The following is a 17,102-nucleotide window of genomic DNA, read 5'->3' as shown; positions in this document are numbered from 1 at the left end:
TAGCTTATTGTTGTCACTTGTGGAGCAAAGGATCACGGCGGAAGGGGCAACCCCGGCAATGGCGCAATGGTTCGCGGCGAAAGCCGCGGCCGGATCGGCGCTCGTCTTCTTTCGCATGGGCGATTTCTTCGAGCTGTTCCATGACGACGCCGAGGCCGCGAGCGAGGCGCTCGGCCTCGCCCTCACCCATCGCGGCGAGCATCAGGGCCGCCCCATCCGCATGTGCGGCGTGCCCGCCCACAGCCACGAGGCCTACCTCGCCCGGCTGATCCGGCGCGGCTTCCGCGTGGCCATCTGCGAACAGCTGGAGACGCCGGAGGAGGCCAAGGCCCGCCGCGCGCCGACGTTACGCCGCGAGATCGTTCGCATCGTGACGCCGGGAACCGCCACCGAGGAAGCGCTGCTCGACGCCGCGCGCCCGGCCTGGCTGCTGGCTCTGGTGCGGGGCGGCGCCGCCTGGATCGACGTCTCCACCGGCCTCTTCTTCACCCAGTCGGGCGCCGAGCCGGCCGCGCTCATCGCGCGCCTGGCCCCGGCCGAGATCCTGGCGGAAGAGGCGCTCGGCATCGAGGACGCCGTGCCCTCCCTGCCCCCGCGCGACGCCGCCTCCCGGCTGGCCGGCGCGCTGGGCGTCGCCTCGCTGGACGGCTTCGGAACCTTCGCCGAGGCCGAGGTCGCGGCGGCGGCCATGGCTGTCGAATATGTGCGCGCGGTGAATAACGGCGCCCTGCCCCGCCTCTCGCCGCCGGTGGCCGAGGGCGCCCGGGGCGTCCTGCTGCTGGATGCCGCCACGCGGCGCAGCCTCGATATCCTGGAGGGGCCGCGCGGCGCCTCGCTGCTGGCCGCCGTGGACCGCACCCTGACCGGCCCCGGCGCCCGCGAACTGGCGGCGCGCCTCGCCTCGCCGCTCGACGACCTTGCCGCGATCGGCGCGCGGCACGCGGCCGTGGCATCGCTGCATGCCGATACGCCGCGCCGGGCCGCGCTGCGCGCCGCGCTCAAGGGCGCGCCGGACATGGCCCGCGCCCTCGCCCGCATCAGCCTGGAGCGCTTCTCGCCCCGCGACCTCGGCGCCATCCGCGACGGGCTGCAGCGCGCCTCGGCGCTGGCGGTGGCGCTGGCCGGGGCGGAGCCCGCCCTGCTGGCCGGGGCGATCGCCCCCCTCTCCGCCGCGCCCGCCATCGCCGCCGAACTGGCCCGCGCCCTGGCCGCCGAGCTGCCCGCGCGGCTGGATGACGGCCATGTCGTCGCCGTCGGCTATGATGGCGAGCTCGATGCCCTGCGCCGCCTGCGCGACGACGCGCGGGGCGCCATCGCGGCCATGCAGGTCGACCTCGCCCAGGCCTGGGGCGTCGCCGCGCTGAAGATCCGCCACCACCAGCAGCTCGGCTACCTCGCGGAGGTACCCGCCGCCGCCGGCGAGAAGCTGCTGCGCGGCGCGCCCGCCATGGCCGTGGGCGACCTCGCCCCCATCCATCGCCAGAGCATGGCCAATGCGCATCGCTTCACCTGCGCGGCGCTGGCGAACCTCGACCGCCGCCTCTCCGAATCCGGCGAGCAGGCGGCGAAGCGCGAGCGCCTGGTCATCGCCCATCTGCGCAAGATGATACTGACCGAGGCCGAGCCCATCGCCGAGGCGGCGCGCGAACTTGCCGCCATCGACGTGCTCGCCGCCTCGGCCGAGCTCGCGACCGAGGGCGCCTGGTGCCGCCCCCATCTCACCGAGCGCCCGGACTTCGCCATCGAGGCCGGCCGCCACCCGGTGGTGGAGGCCGCCCTGCGCAAGGCCAAGGGGCCGGGCTTCGTGCCCAATGACTGCGATCTTTCGCCCGGCCGGCGCCTCTGCCTGCTCACCGGCCCCAACATGGCCGGCAAGTCGACCTGGCTGCGGCAGAACGCGCTGATGGTGATCCTGGCCCAGGCCGGGCTGTTCCTGCCGGCGACGGCGGCGCGCATCGGCCTGGTGGACCGCCTCTTCAGCCGCGTCGGCGCCGCCGACGACCTCGCCGGCGGGCGCTCCACCTTCATGGTCGAGATGACGGAGACCGCCGCCATCCTCAACCTCGCGGGCCCCCGCAGCCTCGTGGTGCTGGACGAGGTGGGCCGCGGCACCGCGACCTGGGACGGCCTGGCCATCGCGACCGCGGTGCTGGAATCGTTGCACGACCGGATCCGTTGCCGCACCCTCTTCGCCACGCATTTCCACGAGCTCACCGCGATGGCCGACCGGCTGCCGGAGATGCGCCTGGCCGCCATGCAGGTGCGCGAATGGCGGGGCGAGGTGGTCTTCCAGCACAGCGTCGCCGCCGGCGCGGCCGAGAAGAGCTGGGGCGTGCATGTGGCCAAGCTGGCCGGCGTGCCCACCCCGGTCCTGAAGCGCGCCGCCGCCGTGCTGGCCTCGCTCGAGGAACGCGCGCGCGAGGCGGCAGACCCGCTGACCGCCGAGATGCCGCTCTTCGCCCGGCCTGCCGCCCCGGCCCCGGCCAACCCAGTGTTGGAAGCTTTGGAGAGAATGGATCCCGACCGTCTCTCCCCCCGAGAAGCGCAGGATGCGCTTTACCACCTCAAGGCCCTCGCGGCCGAACCGGAAGCTCTGTAGGCTGACTGACATGAGGATGGCGACGGCCGCTCGGGCCGAGTTGAGCTTGCAGGACACGCTGCTTCCCGGCGGCGCGCCGATCGCGCGCGACGTCGCCCTCGGATTGCTGCGCCGTGAGCTCGGGCGGTTCCAGGCCCAGGTCCAACGCTCCTTCGAGAGCCAGGAGATCCATGGCCTGGGCGCCGCGCGGCAGCTCAGCCAGCACATGGACGGCATCCTCCACGCCATCCAGGATTACGCGGCGGCCATGGTGCCGCCGGCACCCGGGGCCAAGCTGATCGACTTCGCCCTGGTCGCGACCGGCGGCTACGGCCGCGGCGTCCTGGCCCCGCATTCCGACATCGACCTGCTCTTCCTCACCGAGCGCGAGGCCGGCCCCCGCACCCGGCGCATGATCGAATTCATGCTCTACCTGCTGTGGGACCTTGGCCTGAAGGTCGGCCACGCCACGCGCGGCGTGAAGGAGTGCATCACCGAAGGGCTGAAGGACGCCACGATCCTCACCGCCCTGGTCGATGCGCGCCTGCTGTCGGGCGAGGAAACGCTCTTCGACGCCTTCCTCGAGGCCTTCACGGCGCTGCGCGCCCAGGGCCTCGCGCCCTTCCTCGCCGCCAAGCGCAGCGAGCGCGCCCTGCGCCATTCCCGCTATGGCCAGAGCCCCTTCCTGGTCGAACCGCATGTAAAGGAAGGCCGCGGCGGCCTGCGCGACCTCCAGACCCTGTACTGGCTGGCGCGCTACGCCTTCGGCGTCCGCCGCATGCACGATCTGATCGGCCCCGATAGCCCCGGCGGCGGCCTGCTGACCGAGGGTGAGGTGCGCGGCATCGCCCGCGCCTGGGACTTCCTCTGGACGCTGCGCTTCCACCTTCACTACGTGACCGGCCGCGCCGAGGAACGTCTCACCTTCGACCTCCAGCCCGTCATCGCCGCCCGCATGGGCTACACCCGCCACGGCGCGCAGGACGGCGCCGAGCGGCTGATGAAGCACCTCTTCCTCACCGCGCGGGAGGTCGTGCGCCTGTCCCGCGTGCTGGAGCCGGCCATCGAGCGCGCCGCACTGGGCCCGCCCGCGACGCGCAAGGGCGGCGACGACGGGATCGCGGCCCTCGGCCTCGCCTTCGCCGACGGCAAGCTGGTCGCCGCCCCGCCCGACCGCGACTTCTCCCGCGAGCCGGTGCTGATGCTGCGCATCGTGAAGGCCGCGCGCGACCGCAACCTCGAGATCCATCCCCTCGCCATCCGCGCGCTGATCCGCCACTCCCGGCAGGCCGACCGCCTGCGCGGCGACCCGGAGGCGAGCAAGCTCTTCATCGACCTGCTGACGGGCAAGGACGGCGCCAAGTGGCTGCGCCTGCTGAACGAGACCGGCTTCCTCGGGCGCTTCATCCCCGAATGGGCGCGCATCGTCGGCCTGATGCAGTTCGACACCTATCACGTCTTCACGGTGGACGAGCACACGATCGAGGCCATCGACGTGCTGCAGCAGATCGACCGCGGCGAGCTGAACGAGATCGCGCCCGTCGCCACCGAGTTGATGGGCCAGCTGCAATCGCGCCGGGCGCTCTACGTCGCGGCCCTGCTGCATGACGTCGCCAAGGGCCGCGGCGGCGACCACAGCGAGCTCGGCGCCCGTCTCGCTCAGGAAATCTGCCCGCGCCTGGGCATGAGCGCGGAGGAGACCGAAACCGTCTCCTGGCTCATCCTGCATCACCTCCTCGTCTCGCAGACCGCCTTCAAGCGCGACATCGAGGACCCCAAGACCATCCTCGACATCGCCGACCAGGTGCAGTCGCCCGAGCGGCTCCGCCTGCTGCTGGTGCTGACGGTCGCTGACATGCGCGCCGTGGGCCCGCGCGTCTGGAACGCCTGGAAGGCCACCCTGCTGCGCGAGGTCTACTGGCGGGTCTCCGAGGTGCTCGCCGGCGGCATGACCGTGCCCGAGCGCGACGTCCGCGTGGCCCGCGCCAAGGAGGCGGCGGCGGCCATGCTGCCGGCCTTCACCAAGGCCGAGGCGGAGATGTTCCTGGGCCTGGGCTATCCCGGCTACTGGCTCTCCTTCGATTCCGAGACCCATGCGCGCCACGCCAGCATCATCCGCGAGGCCGAGGCCGATAAGGCGCCGCTGACCGTCCGGACCCGCGTGCTGGCCGATCGCGCGGTGACCGAGGTCACCGTCTATTGCAGCGACCATCCGGGCCTGTTCAGCCGCATTTCCGGCGCGCTGGCCGTGGCCGGGGCCTCCATCGTGGATGCGCGCATCCACACGCTCACCAACGGCATGGCGCTCGACACCTTCTGGGTGCAGGACAACGAGGGCGGGGCCTTCGACGCGCCGCATCGCCTGGCGCGCCTCTCCGTGCTGATCGAGCAGGCGCTGTCCGGCCGGCTCAAGATCACGGCCGAGATCCAGAACGTCCGGCGCGAGCCCGCGCGGCTCGCCGCCGTCACCGTCCCGCCGCGCGTGGTGGTGGATAACTTCGCGTCCAATACCCACACCGTCGTCGAGGTGAACGGGCGGGACCGGCCGGGCCTGCTGCACGACGTGACGGCCGCCATCAGCGAGCAGGGGCTGCAGATCGCCTCGGCGCATATCACCACCTACGGCGTGCGCGCCGTGGACGTGTTCTACGTGAAGGACGTCTTCGGCCTGAAGGTGGAGAACGAGCGCAAGCTGGCGCCGCTGCGCGCCGCCCTGCTCGAAGCGCTCACGCCGCCGCCCCTCCCCGGTGGGGCCCTGGCGCCGTACCGCGAGGCGGCGGGGCCGGACTGACCGCTTCATGCTTCGTTCGATCGCCACCGTGGGCGCCTGGACGATGGCGAGCCGCGTGCTCGGCTTCCTGCGCGACATGCTCATAGCCTCGAAGCTCGGCGCGGGCCCCATGGCCGATGCCTTCTTCGTCGCCCTCAAGCTGCCCAACCTGTTCCGCCGCCTCTTCGGCGAGGGTGCCTTCAACGCGGCCTTCGTCCCGGCCTTCGCCCAGGCGCTGACGCAGCGCGGGCCGGCCGCGGCCCGGGCGCTGGCCGAGCGCATGGCGATGCTGCTGACGCTGTGGCTGGCCATCCTCACCGGCCTCGGCCTCGTCTTCATGCCGCAGCTCATGCAGGTGCTGGCGCCGGGCTTTCGCGACGACCCTGCGAAATTCGCCCTGGCCATTGAGCTGACGCGGATCACCTTCCCCTATCTGCTGCTGATCTGCCTGACGGCGCTGGTGAGCGGCGTGCTGAACGCCCTCGGCAAGTTCGCGGCAGCCGCGGCGGCGCCGATCTTCTTCAACCTGCTCTCCATGATCGCGCTCTTCGCGCTCGCGCCCTTCGTGGCGACGCCCGCGCATGCGCTGGCCTGGGGTGTCACGATCTCGGGCGCCGTGCAGCTCGCTCTGGTGATGTGGGCCTGCGCGCGAGCCGGCATGGCGCTGAACATCCTCCGGCCGCCGAAGCTCTCGCCCGAGGTGCGGCTGGTGCTGCGGCGCATGGGCCCCGGCCTGGTCGGCGCGGGGGTGACGCAGCTCAACCTGGCCATCGATGTCATCATCGCCTCCTTCCTGCCGGCGGGCTCCGTCTCCTTCCTCTATTACGCGGACCGCGTGGCGCAGCTGCCGCTGGGCGTGATCGGCGCGGCGGTGGCGACCGCCCTGCTGCCGCTGCTGGCCAAGCAGATCCATGCGGGCCAGCCGCTCTCGGCCCATCGCAGCATCAACCGCGCCATCGAGATCTCGGTGGCGCTGGCGGTGCCGGCGGCGGTGGCGCTCGCCGTGCTGGCGCTGCCCATCCTCCAGGCGCTGTTCCAGCGCGGCGCCTTCGGGGCGGAGGAGGCGCGGCTCACCTCGCAGGCGCTCGTCGCCTACGCCTTCGGCCTTCCCGCCTTCGTGCTGGTGAAGATCTTCGTGCCGGGCTTCTTCGCGCGCGGCGACACCGCGACGCCGGTGAAGGTCGGCATCGGCTGCGTGGCGCTGAACCTCGGGCTGAACCTCGCGCTGATGGGCCCGCTCCAGCATGTGGGCGTCGCGCTGGCGACCGGCCTCGCGGCCTGGGCCAATGCGGGCCTGCTGGCCTGGCTGCTGGCGCGGCGCGGCCAGCTCGTCTGGGATCATCGCCTGCGCCGCGCCGTGCCCCGGCTGCTGGGCGCCGCCCTGGTGATGGGCGCGGTGCTCATGGCGCTGAAGCACCTGCTGGACCCGGGAGCCGGCCTCGCGGGGATCGGGCTGCTCGCGGTGATCTGCGCGGTGGGCGCGGCCTGCTACTTCGCCGTCGCGCAGCTCTCGGGCGGCATGAACGTCAGGGAACTGCGCCGCTCCATGCGCCGCTGAGGCGCGGGAGGGAAGGCTCCGGCCTGCCCTCCGCGCCCTTGGCTCACGCCGCGGTGGGCACCCGCTGCAGCAGCCGGCCGGCCGACGTGTCGCTCGCGCCCTTCGCGTGGGTGTAGACGGACTGCCCGTTCACCCAGGTCTCGACGATGCCATCGGCGGCCTGGCGCGGCTCGGCGAAGGTCGCGCGGTCCTTCACCGTGGCGGCGTCGAACATCACGAGATCCGCATAGGCGCCCTCGGTCAGCGTGCCGCGATCGGCGATGCCGAAGACCTTCGCGGTGCGGCCCGTCATCTTGTGCACGGCGGTCTCGAGGTCGAAGAGGCCGAGCTCCCGGCTGTAATGGCCCAGCACGCGCGGGAAGGTGCCCCAGAGGCGCGGATGCGGATGCTTGGCCAGCGGCCCGCCGTCGCTGCCGATCATCGAGAGGCGATGGGCCATGATCCGGCGCACATCCTCCTCGGACATGTTGTGGAAGACGGCGCCGGCCGGGATCAGCCGGTCCGCCGCTTCCTGCAGGCTCACGCCCCATTCCTCGGCGATGTCCTTCAGCGCGCGGCCGGCCATCTCCGGATGCGGCACCGAATTGGCGATGGTGACCGGCACGTCCGGCCGCGGCTTGCGTGCGGCGAGCGAGGTCGAGGCCGCGGCGTAGGGATAGACGTCGAAGGCCACCGGATACTTCGCCGCGTGCTGCTCGATCAGCGGCAGGGTCTGCACGGAGCGCCCGTGATTCTCCGGCTGGGCGCATTTGTGATGGCTGATCACCACCGGCGCGCCCACGGCGGCGCCGATCTTCAGCGTCTCCTCGATGCTGTCGAGCACGCCATCGGCCTCGTCGCGCATATGGGTAACGTAGAGGCCACCCGTCTCGCGCAGCGCCTCGGCCACGGCGATGACCTCGTCCGTCGGCGCGTGCTTGCTGGGCGGGTAGAAGAGGCCGGTGGAGAGGCCCGCCGCGCCCTCGCCCAGCGCCTCGGCCAGCTGCTTGCGCATGCGCTCGGCCTCCTTGTCCGTCGCCGGACGGTCGAGCTCGCGGCCCATCGCGCCGACGCGCAGCGACATATGGCCGATGAGGGCGAGCGTGTTGACCGAGGAGGGCTCGACCCGCAGGCGCTCGGCATAGGCGCCGAAGCTGCCGAAGCGCCACCATTCCTGTGTGCCCACGGCATCGAGCGGCGCGGGCGGCCGCTCGGTCATGGTCACCGGCGAGAGGCTGATGCCGCAATTGCCGACGACGACCGTGGTGACGCCCTGCGAGGTCTTGCAGAGCATGCAGGCGGGACCGCAGAGCACGGCCTGGTCGTCATGCGTGTGGGCGTCGATGAAGCCCGGCGCCACGACCCGGCCCTCAGCCATCACCTCGCGATCCGCGCTGAGGGCCGAGAGGTCGCCGATGGCCGCGATGCGGTCGCCCTTCACGCCGATGTCGCCGCGACGGCGCGGGGCGCCGGTCCCGTCAATCAGGGTGGCATCGCGAATGATGAGGTCGCAGCGCAGGGCCATGGGCGGTTTCTCCGGATGAAAGCGGCGGATGATGCGCCGCCCCCGCATCACCCGCCATCCCCTGCCCGCCCGGTTAGGAGGACAGGACCCAGTGCCCCGGGGAGACCTCCTGCAGCTGCGCCTCCTGCGGCGGCGTCACCGCCTCGTAGAAGATGCGCTGGCGCGCCAGCTCGCGATCGGGATCAGGGATCGGCATGGCCGAGATCAGGGCCTGCGTATAAGGATGCCGCGCATCGGCGAAGAGCTGCTCGGTCGACGCCATCTCCACGATCCGGCCGCGCAGCATCACCGCCACGCGGTGGCAGAGGAAGCGCACCATCGCCAGGTCATGCGCGATGAAGAGATAGGCCACGCCCATCTCCTGCTGCAGGTCCATGAACAGGTTCACGATCTGCGCCTGGATCGAGACGTCGAGCGCGGTGATGGGCTCGTCCGCCACGATCAGCTTGGGCTCCACCGCGATGGCGCGCGCGATGCCGACGCGCTGGCGCTGGCCGCCGGAGAACTGGTGCGGGAGGCGTTCGGCGAAGCGCGGGTCGAGGCCGACGCGCTGGAACAGCTGCGCCACCCTTTCGCGCCGCTCCGCGGCGGTCTTGAAGAGACGGTGCGCGCGCAGGGGCTCCGCCACCGCCTCGCCCACCCGCATGCGCGGGTTGAGCGAGGAATAGGGGTCCTGGAACACCACCTGCATGCGGCGGCGCATGGCCTTGAGCTGCCCCTTGCCCAGGCCCGTGATCTCCTGCCCCTCGAAATGGACCTGCCCCGCGGTGGGGTCGTCCAGGCGCAGGATCAGCCGGCCCGTGGTGCTCTTGCCAGAGCCGCTCTCGCCGACCAGGCCCAGCGTCTCGCCGGGCGCGACCGAGAAGGAGACGCCGTCCACCGCGCGCACCCGATGCACCTCGCGGCCGAAGAAATCCTTGGTGACGAAGTGGCGCGCGAGGCCCTCCACCTTCAGCACCGGGCGGTCGGCGGCGATCATGCGGTGGCTCCGTGGAGGGCGGCGCCCTGGGTGGCGCGGACCTGGCGCAGGTCGTACCAGGCGGCGACGAGATGGCCGGGGGCGGCGCCCTCCGCCTGGACCAGCGGCGGCACCTCGGTCAGGCAGCGCTCGGTGGCGTAGCGGTTGCGAGGCGCGAAGGGATCGCCGAGCGGCGGCCGTAACATATCCGGCGGATAGCCGGGGATCTGCACCAGCCGATGCGCCCCCGCGACGCCGGCCGCCGCCGGCGCGTCATGGTCCGGCAGGGATTGCAGCAGGCCCCAGGTATAGGCGCTGCGCGTGTCCCGGAAGACGGCGCGCACGGGCCCGCGCTCCTGGATTCGGCCGCCATACATGACCTGCACATTGTCGGCGATGCCGGCGACGACGCCCATGTCGTGGGTGATCCAGATCACCGCCATGCCGAGCTGCTTCCGCAGCTTGCGCACGAGGTCGAGGATCTGCGCCTGCACCGTGACGTCGAGCGCGGTGGTCGGCTCGTCGGCGATGAGCAGCTTGGGCTCGCAGGCGATGCCGATAGCGATCATCGCGCGCTGGCGCATGCCGCCCGAGAACTGGTGCGGGTACTGCTTCACGCGGCGGTGCGGCTCGGCGATGCCGACGAGATCCAGCAGCTCGGCCGCGCGCTTCCAGGCCGCCGACTTCGAGAGGCCGATATGCTTGCGCAGGCTCTCCACGATCTGGAAGCCGACGGTGAGCACGGGGTTCAGGGAGCTCATCGGATCCTGGAAGATCATGCCGATCTTGCCGCCGCGCAGCGCGCGCATCTCCTTCTCGGGCAGGGTGAGCAGGTCCCGCCCCTCGAAGAGCGCCTGGCCGCCGGCGATGCGGCCGGGCGGCTTGGGGATCAGGCCCATCATGGCGAGCACATGCACGCTCTTGCCGCTGCCGCTCTCGCCGACCACGGCGAGGGTCTCGCCGGCCGCGAGGTCGTAGCTGACGCCGCTCACGGCATGAACGACGCCGTCCATCGTGTCGAAGCGGACGGTGAGGTCCCTGACCTGGAGCAGCGGCGCCATTCTCTTCTCCAATATGCGAATGACTCGCATTATCATCAAAGCCTCGCCGCGCCGCAACCATTGACAGGCCTGCCGGCCGAAGAAACCTTCCGGCACCCGTTCAGCAGGATTTGACGATGCACAGTCGCCGCAACTTCATGGCAACCGCCGGCGCGATCGGCGCGGGCACGGTGGCGGCGCCGCGCCTGGTGGGCGCCCAGGGCGCGGCGTCGCGCACCCTGCGCTTCGTGCCCCAGGCCGACCTGACCGTGCTCGACCCCGTCTTCAACACGGCCACCGTGACGCTGGCGCACGGCTTCATGGTCTTCGACACCCTTTATGGCCTGGACGCCGACTACAACGTGCATCCGCAGATGGCCGCCGGCCACGTCATCGAGGATGACGGGCGGACCTGGACCATCACCCTGCGCGAGGGCCTGCGCTTCCACGACGGCGAGCCGGTGCGCGGGCGCGACTGCGTGGCGAGCATCCGCCGCTGGGGCGCGCGGGACATGTTCGGCCAGGAGATGCTCTCCGTCCTCGACGAGCTGACCGCGCCGACCGACCGCACCCTCCGCTTCCGCTTCAAGCGGCCCTTCCCCATGCTGGCCGAGGCGCTGGGCAAGGTGACGGCGGCCATGCCTGCCATCATGCCGGAGCGTCTGGCCGAGACCGACCCCTCGCGTGCCGTGGCCGAGATGGTGGGCAGCGGTCCCTTCCGCTTCGTCCCGGAGGAGCGCGTCTCCGGCTCGCGCGTCGTCTACCGCAAGTTCGACGGCTACGTGCCCCGCCCGGACGGCGTGGCCAGCCGCTCGGCCGGGCCCAAGATCGCGCATATGGACCGCGTCGAGTGGCACATCCTGCCCGACCCCGCGACGGCGGCGGCCGCCCTCCAGCAGGGCGAGGTGGACTGGCTGGAATACGCGCCGAACGACCTGCTGCCGGTGCTGCGCCGCGCCCGCAACGCGGTCGTGAAGGTGACGGACGACAGCAGCATCAGCGTGCTGCGCTTCAACCACCTGCACGCCCCCTTCAACAACCCGGCGATCCGCCGCGCCATGCTGGGCGCGCTGGACCAGTCGGCCTTCATGACGGCGGCCTTCAGCGCCGATAGCAGCCTCTGGCGCACCGATGTGGGCCTCTTCCTCCCGAATACGCCCATGGCCAGCGACGCCGGCCTCGAGGTGCTGCGCGGCCCGCGCGACATGGACAAGGTCAAGCGCGACCTCGCCGCCGCGGGCTACAACGGCGAGAAGATCGTGGTGCTGCAGCCCATGGACCTCGCCTTCCTGAAGTCGATGGCGGATGTCGCGGTGGACATGTTCCAGCGCGCCGGCATGAACGCCGAGGCCTTTTCGGCCGACTGGGGCACCATCGTGCAGCGCCGCGGCTCGCGCGAGCCGGTGGAGCGGGGCGGCTGGAGCGTGTTCATCACGGGCTTCAGCGCGGCCGGCCTGCTCAACCCCGTCGCCAATCTCGGCCTGCGCGCCAATGGCAGCCGCGCCTGGTTCGGCTGGCCGACGAGCGAGCCGCTGGAGCAGCTGCGGCGGGACTGGATGGACGCGCCCGACCAGCCGGCGCAGCAGGCCGTGGCGCGGCAGCTCCAGACGCAGTTCTTCCAGGACGTGCCCTATCTGCCGCTCGGCGAATACTTCCGGATCATCGCCCATCAGCGGAACCTGGTGGACATCCCGGTCGGCCTCTCGACCTTCACGGGCGTCCGCCGGGCTTGACCTCGGCGCCGGGGAGCGCGAACCACTGGGCCACGACATCGAATAGGTCTTGGCCATGCAACGCGTGTTCTCCGGCATCCAGCCCTCCGGCGTGCCCACCCTGGGCAACTATCTCGGCGCCATCCGGAACTGGGTGCCGATGCAGGACGAGCACGAGTGCCTCTTCTGCGTGGTGGACATGCACGCCATCACCGTCTTCCAGGAGCCCCAGCAGCTCCTGGCGCAGACGCGCGAGATGGCGGCCACCCTGCTGGCCTGCGGCCTCGACCTCGCGAAATGCACCCTCTTCGTGCAGAGCCACGTGCCGGCCCATGCCGAGCTCGCCTGGATCTTCAACTGCGTGGCGCGCCTCGGCTGGCTGAACCGCATGACGCAGTTCAAGGACAAGGCCGGCAAGGACCGCGAGGCCGCGAGCTCCGGCCTCTACGTCTATCCGAACCTCATGGCGGCCGACATCCTGGTCTACAAGGCGACCTCGGTGCCCGTGGGCGACGACCAGAAGCAGCACCTCGAGCTCGCCAACGACATCGCCCAGAAGTTCAACCACGACTACGGCGTGGAGTTCTTCCCCCGGATCGAGCCGCATATCCTGGGTGTCGCCGCGCGCGTCATGTCGCTGCGCGACGGTTCGAAGAAGATGAGCAAGTCGGACCCCTCCGACCAGTCGCGCATCAACCTCAACGACGATTCCGACGCCATCCGCAACAAGATCAAGCGCGCCAAGACCGATCCCGAGCCGCTGCCCGACAACGTGCTCGGCTTCGAGGGCCGTCCCGAGGTCCGCAACCTCGTCGGCATCCTCGCCGCGGTCACGGGCACCACGCCGGATGCCGTGCTGCGCGAGCATGGCGGCAAGGGCTTCGGCGCCTTCAAGGACATCCTGGCCGACGCGCTGATCGCCCATCTCGGACCGATCCGCAGCGAGATGCTGCGCTACCTGTCGGACCTGCCGTCGCTCGACGCCGAGCTGCGCAAGGGGGCCGAGAAGGCCGAGGCCATCGCCCGCCCCATCGTCACCGAGGCCAAGCGCATCGTGGGCTTCCTGCCCCGGGCGTGACGCCGCGAAAGCCCGGGAGGGGACGACCCTTCCGGGCCTTCAGCCGCCGCCGAGCGCCTTCTCCACCACGTCGCTCACCAGCGGCCCGTCGTCCCGCGCCTCCAGCGCCGCTTCCGTGAACATCACGTAGCCGTCGCCACCGCGGCGCAGGAAATCATTCGTCGCCACCAGATAGGCGCGCTCCGGATCGAGGGGGCGCCAGCTTCCGTCGGCCTCCCGCACCTCGGCCGTCGCGATGCGCTCGCCGGTGGGGCGGGTCGCCTCCACCGCGAAGCGCAGGCCGGCCAGCTGCGGGAAGCGGCCCGAGGCCTGCGGCAGCCGCGCCACACCGTTCTCCAGTGCCGCCTTGATCGTCGCGCCGCGCAGCCGCAGCCGGGCCACGGTATTGCCGAAGGGCAGCGTGGTCAGCAGGTCGCCGACGGAGACCTCGCCCTCCGGCAGGCCGGCGCGCAGCCCGCCGCCGTTCTGCCAGCCGATCTCGGCCTCCACGGCCTGGCGCATCGCCTCGGCCACCATCCCGCCCAGGGCGCAGGGGCCGAGGTAGCAGCCGGCATTGTCCATCGCCTCGCGCGTGCGGCCGACGACGCGGCGCCGCAGCGCCTCCAGCGGCTCGGCGAAGCGGGCGACGACGGCGGCCACGCCCGGATCTTCGGCGATCTCCGCCGTCAGCTCGCGCATGTGCTGCTCATGGGCCGCGATCCGCCCATCGGCCGCCAGGTCCAGGTCGAAACGGTCCAGGTAGCGGCCGAAGGCCTGCGCCTGGGTGATGAGGACCGGCCGGTCCTGCCCGTCCACGACGATCGGCGGCGCCACCAGCGTGTGCGAATGCCCGCCCAGGATGACGTCGACGCCCGCGACCTCGGCCGCCAGGCGGCGATCGGCGCTGACCCCGAGATGCGAGAGCGCCACGACCACGGCGGGACCCTGCCGCCGCGCCTCCCAGACGGCGCGGTTCGCGGCCTCCAGCGGATCGGTGAAGCGCAGATTAGGCCCGGGCCGCGAGAGGGTCGGCGTCTCGGGCGTGGTGAGGCCGACGACCACCACGCGAAGGTTCTCGCGCCGGAAGGCCAGGGTCGGCGCCAGCTTGCCCGCCAGGGCCGGCTCCTGGGTCGCGTCGAGATTGGCGCAGAGCACCGGGAAGGGCACCGCCGCCAGGTACTTCGCCAGCTTCTCGGGGCCGAGGTCGAATTCGTGGTTGCCGAGGGTGAAGGCCTGCACGCCCCACTCCTTCTGCACCGCGGCCTCGGCCAGGCCCTCGTGCTGCGTGAAGAAGAGGCTGCCCAGGAAGGTGTCGCCGGCATCCAGCAGCAGGGGCGCGCGCCCCTCCGCCCGCGCGGCCTCCCGCGCCTCGGCCACGGCGGTGGCGATGCGGGCGGAACCGCCGAAGCAGGCCTCCCCCGGCCGGCACACGGCCGAGGTCGCGGCGATGGGCTGATGGCGCGAATGGAAGTCGTTCAGATGGATCAGCGAGACGCGGTTCGCGGGCTGGGCGGAAGCGCGCAGGGCCGGGGCGGCGAGCAGCGCGGTGAGCGATCGACGGCTGAGCATGGCGGTTGGGTTGTGCTCCCCTTGTGCCCATCTGGCCACAGCCAGGGGGCGAAAGATACCGTCACCCAAGGTGATCCGCGATAGGTACGGACCTGCCCTTGCGCTGCCATTTTTAAAGGCCAAGGGTGGCCCGGTCCTTCGCTTGGTTGCCGTTTTGCAGATCTATCTGCCCATTGCCGAGATGAGTGTGGACGCCCTTCTTCTGGTGGGCGTCGGCTTCGGCGTGGGCTGGTTGTCGGGACTTTTCGGCGTGGGCGGCGGATTCCTCCTGACGCCGCTGCTCATCCTGCTCGGCATTCCCTCCACCGTCGCGGTCGCCTCGGGCGCCAACCAGACGCTGGGCGCCTCGGTCTCGGGCCTGCTGGCGCAGGCGCGGCGCGGCAATGTCGACTGGCAGATGGGCGGCGTGCTGGTCGCCGGCGGCTTGTTCGGCAGCGTCGCCGGCGTGCAGCTCTTCGCGATGCTGCGGCGCCTCGGCCAGGTGGATGCCGCGGTCGCGATCTTCTACGTCGTCGTGCTCGGCTCGGTCGGCGCGCTGATGGTGATGGAGAGCGTGCGTGCCATCTTCCGCCGGCGCCGCCACGGCGCGGCGCACCGCCTGCACAACCACAGCTGGGCGCACGGGCTCCCCTTCAAGGTCCGCTTCCGCAAGAGCCGGCTTTACATCTCCGTCATCCCGCCGCTCGCGGTGGGCTTCCTGATCGGCGTGCTCTCGGCCGTGATGGGCGTGGGCGGCGGCTTCATGCTGGTGCCGGCGATGATCTACATCCTCGGCATGCCGACGGCGGTCGTGATCGGCACCTCGCTCTTCCAGGTCGTCTGCGTCACGGCCTCGGTGACCTTCCTCCAGGCCATCCAGGTCGGCGGCGTCGATATCGTGCTGACGCTGCTGCTGCTGCTGGGCGGCGTGGCGGGGGCGCAGTTCGGTGCCGCGATGGGCGGCAAGCTGCGCGGCGAGGAGACGCGCGCGCTGCTGGGCGCGCTGGTGCTGGCCGTCGCGGCCTCCCTGCTCTGGGACCTGCTACGCGTCCCGGCCGCGCTCTTCAGCGTGGGGCCGGCGTTTTGAGCGCGCGCCGCGGGTGGCTGCTGGCGGCGATGCTGGCGCTGCTCGCCGGCGGTTTCTGCCGGCCGGCCGCGGCCCAGACCTCGGAGCTCGTTGCCCGCCTCTCGACCGAGCGCGTGGCCATCACCACCGCCTTCGTGGGCGAGAGCATCCTCGTCTTCGGCAGCACGGAGCAGCCGCTGGGCCCGGGTGGTGACGAGGTGGTGGTCATGGCGCGCGGCCCCTCGGCCCCCTTCGTCGTGCGGCGGAAGGTCCGGGTGATCGGCCTCTGGCTCAATGGCCCCTCGGCCCGATTCGCGGCGGTGCCGAGCTTCTATGCCATCGCCGGCACGCGCCCGCCCTGGCAGCTCCTGCCCGAGGAAGCGCGGCATCAGCGCGGCATCGGCATCGATTCGATCCCGCTCGAATTCACCGGCGCCCGGGCGCCCGGCTTCCGCCGCGCCCTGGTGGAGCTCAAGCGCAACTCCAACCTCTGGCAGGAAGACCCCTCGCCGATCGAGATCGCGGGGTCGCGGCTCTTCAACTTCCGCCTGCACCTGCCCTCCACCGTGCAGCCGGGCACCTACAATGTGGAGGTCATGCTCGTCCGGGCACGGCGGGTCGTGGCGACGGAGCAGCTCGGCTTCGTTGTGGAAAGGACCGGATCGGCCGCCGAAATCGAGAAGGTCGCGCGCGGCCAGCCGGTGATCTACGCTCTCCTCTGCATCCTGGCGGCCGCCTTTGCCGGCTGGGCGGGCAGCGTGGTCTTCCGGAGGGGTTGATGAGCGAAACGACGGCTGAACGCGCGCGGCGCGATCGCGTCTTTCTCGTGGTGGTGGACGACAGCCCGGAACGGGCGGTGGCCTTGCGCTATGCCGCGCTGCGCGCCGCCAAGTCGGGCGGGCGCGTGGCCCTGCTGCGCGTGGTGGAGCCGGTGGAGCAGGCCGAATGGGCCGGCATCGGCGCCATGATGGCGCAGGAGCGGCTCGAGGAGGCCGAGGGGCTGCTGGCCGGCCTCGCGGCGCAGGTGCAGGCCATCACCGGTGGGCTGCCGGTGCTCATCACTCGCGAGGGCAATACGGCGGACCAGCTCCTGGCCCTCCTGGCCGAAGACCCCCGCATCTCGATCCTGGTGCTGGCGGCCGCGACGGACAGCAAGGGCCCCGGCCCGCTGATCCAGGCGCTGACGGGCCGGCTCGGCGGCAAGATGACCGTGCCGATGACGGTGGTCCCCGGCTCGATGACCGAGGCCGAGCTCGACCGGGTGACCTGACCGGCCCGGCCGCGAGCATTACCCGACCAGATGGAGGCATC

Annotated in this window: 12 protein-coding genes; 8 read left to right on the top strand and 4 right to left on the bottom strand. The window is 71.6% G+C overall.

All coding sequences use genetic code 11. From position 1 onward, the window contains the following. Positions 1 to 58 precede the first annotated feature (58 nt). The 3 genes from mutS to murJ are packed head-to-tail and all read left to right on the top strand — an operon-like array spanning position 59 to position 6,906. The gene (mutS, locus tag KHU32_RS06090; protein WP_213669111.1) at positions 59 to 2,599 is read left to right on the top strand and encodes a DNA mismatch repair protein MutS; all 2,541 of its coding nucleotides are present in this window, start codon (positions 59 to 61) and stop codon (positions 2,597 to 2,599) included. Between the two features lie 10 nt (positions 2,600 to 2,609). Further along, entirely contained in the window at positions 2,610 to 5,369 is a 2,760-nt protein-coding gene (locus KHU32_RS06085; RefSeq protein WP_213669110.1) for a [protein-PII] uridylyltransferase, read from the top strand. A 7-nt stretch (positions 5,370 to 5,376) separates the two neighbouring features. After that, complete coding sequence (gene murJ, locus KHU32_RS06080) at positions 5,377 to 6,906, top strand: murein biosynthesis integral membrane protein MurJ (protein WP_213669109.1); 1,530 nt, start codon at positions 5,377 to 5,379, stop codon at positions 6,904 to 6,906. A gap of 43 nt (positions 6,907 to 6,949) precedes the next feature. On the opposite strand, the gene KHU32_RS06075 is transcribed toward murJ, so the two are convergent. From KHU32_RS06075 to KHU32_RS06065, 3 genes are all read right to left on the bottom strand, one after another. Continuing rightward, complete coding sequence (locus KHU32_RS06075) at positions 6,950 to 8,410, bottom strand: N-acyl-D-amino-acid deacylase family protein (protein ID WP_213669108.1); 1,461 nt, start codon at positions 8,408 to 8,410, stop codon at positions 6,950 to 6,952. 73 nt (positions 8,411 to 8,483) lie between these two features. Then, positions 8,484 to 9,389: an ABC transporter ATP-binding protein gene (locus KHU32_RS06070; RefSeq protein ID WP_213669107.1), complete on the bottom strand. Its 906-nt coding sequence runs from the start codon at positions 9,387 to 9,389 to the stop codon at positions 8,484 to 8,486. After that, positions 9,386 to 10,429 carry an ABC transporter ATP-binding protein gene (locus tag KHU32_RS06065; protein WP_283771011.1) on the bottom strand — a complete coding sequence of 348 codons (1,044 nt, stop codon included), beginning with the start codon at positions 10,427 to 10,429 and terminating at the stop codon, positions 9,386 to 9,388. The genes KHU32_RS06070 and KHU32_RS06065 overlap by 4 nt, the downstream gene beginning before the upstream one ends. Positions 10,430 to 10,545: 116 nt before the next feature. Between KHU32_RS06065 and KHU32_RS06060 the strand changes: the two genes are divergently transcribed. Next, positions 10,546 to 12,141, top strand: a complete 1,596-nt coding sequence (locus KHU32_RS06060) for an ABC transporter substrate-binding protein (RefSeq protein WP_213669105.1) — start codon at positions 10,546 to 10,548, stop codon at positions 12,139 to 12,141. Between the two features lie 55 nt (positions 12,142 to 12,196). Further along, positions 12,197 to 13,198, top strand: a complete 1,002-nt coding sequence (gene trpS, locus KHU32_RS06055; RefSeq protein ID WP_213669104.1) for a tryptophan--tRNA ligase — start codon at positions 12,197 to 12,199, stop codon at positions 13,196 to 13,198. Positions 13,199 to 13,237: 39 nt separating this feature from the next. Here trpS and KHU32_RS06050 read toward each other — a convergent pair whose 3' ends face one another. Continuing rightward, the gene (locus KHU32_RS06050; RefSeq protein ID WP_213669103.1) at positions 13,238 to 14,746 is read right to left on the bottom strand and encodes a bifunctional metallophosphatase/5'-nucleotidase; all 1,509 of its coding nucleotides are present in this window, start codon (positions 14,744 to 14,746) and stop codon (positions 13,238 to 13,240) included. A 154-nt stretch (positions 14,747 to 14,900) separates the two neighbouring features. On the opposite strand from KHU32_RS06050, the gene KHU32_RS06045 reads away from it, so the two are divergent. From KHU32_RS06045 to KHU32_RS06035, 3 genes are read left to right on the top strand one after another with little or no spacing between them, the layout of a single operon-like run. Next, a complete protein-coding gene (locus tag KHU32_RS06045) occupies positions 14,901 to 15,812 on the top strand; it encodes a sulfite exporter TauE/SafE family protein (RefSeq protein WP_213669102.1) in 912 nt (303 codons plus the stop codon). Beyond that, the gene (locus KHU32_RS06040; protein ID WP_213669101.1) at positions 15,809 to 16,570 is read left to right on the top strand and encodes a TIGR02186 family protein; all 762 of its coding nucleotides are present in this window, start codon (positions 15,809 to 15,811) and stop codon (positions 16,568 to 16,570) included. The genes KHU32_RS06045 and KHU32_RS06040 overlap by 4 nt, the downstream gene beginning before the upstream one ends. Next, complete coding sequence (locus tag KHU32_RS06035) at positions 16,570 to 17,061, top strand: universal stress protein (RefSeq protein ID WP_213669100.1); 492 nt, start codon at positions 16,570 to 16,572, stop codon at positions 17,059 to 17,061. Before KHU32_RS06040 ends, KHU32_RS06035 begins: the two co-directional genes overlap by 1 nt. The last annotated feature ends 41 nt before the right edge of the window (positions 17,062 to 17,102 follow it).

The sequence above is a fragment of the Roseococcus pinisoli genome, assembly GCF_018413645.1.
Classification (GTDB): domain Bacteria; phylum Pseudomonadota; class Alphaproteobacteria; order Acetobacterales; family Acetobacteraceae; genus Roseococcus; species Roseococcus pinisoli.
The sequence above is the reverse complement of the archived record's forward strand: the minus strand, read 5'-3'. Positions and strand labels throughout refer to the sequence as shown.